Source organism: Undibacterium paludis, from assembly GCF_022568815.1.
Taxonomy (GTDB): domain Bacteria; phylum Pseudomonadota; class Gammaproteobacteria; order Burkholderiales; family Burkholderiaceae_D; genus Undibacterium.
Genome location: NZ_JAKZHX010000066.1, coordinates 1 through 457 on the forward strand (window position 1 = coordinate 1; position 457 = coordinate 457).

The window sequence follows — 457 nt, forward strand, 5'->3', positions numbered from 1 at the left end:
TTGGAACTCGATGAGCTTGATCAACTGGCCTTGCCCTGCATCCTGCACTGGAACCTCAATCATTTCGTTGTCCTCAAAGCCGTGCGCAAGGACTGGCGTGGCCGGGTGTCACTGGTCTTGCTTGACCCTGCGGTGGGCGAGCGCCGGGTTACTGTGGAAGAAGCCTCTGCGCATTTTACCGGCGTGGCGCTGGAATTATCCCCCAGCCCTGCCTTCAAACCCAAAGACGAAAAGAAACAAGTCGCCTTAAGTGATTTGACTGGTCATATCGTCGGTTTGCGTCCTGCCATCGTCAAAGTCATAGCGCTGGCTTTGGCGCTGGAAATCTTTGCGATCTGCTCACCCCTGTTCAATCAGTTTGTGATTGATGAAGTCATTGTCAGTGGCGACAGGGAATTGCTGGTAGTGCTGGTGTTTGGCTTCGTCCTGCTGATGATCACCCAGAATGCCATTGGTT

General features: G+C 53.4%; 1 protein-coding gene. It reads left to right on the forward strand.

Annotation, left to right across the window (positions count from 1 at the left end; translation table 11 throughout):
• A partial coding sequence (locus LZ463_RS28940; RefSeq protein ID WP_241459788.1) for a cysteine peptidase family C39 domain-containing protein occupies positions 1 to 457 on the forward strand: 457 nt, incomplete at both ends.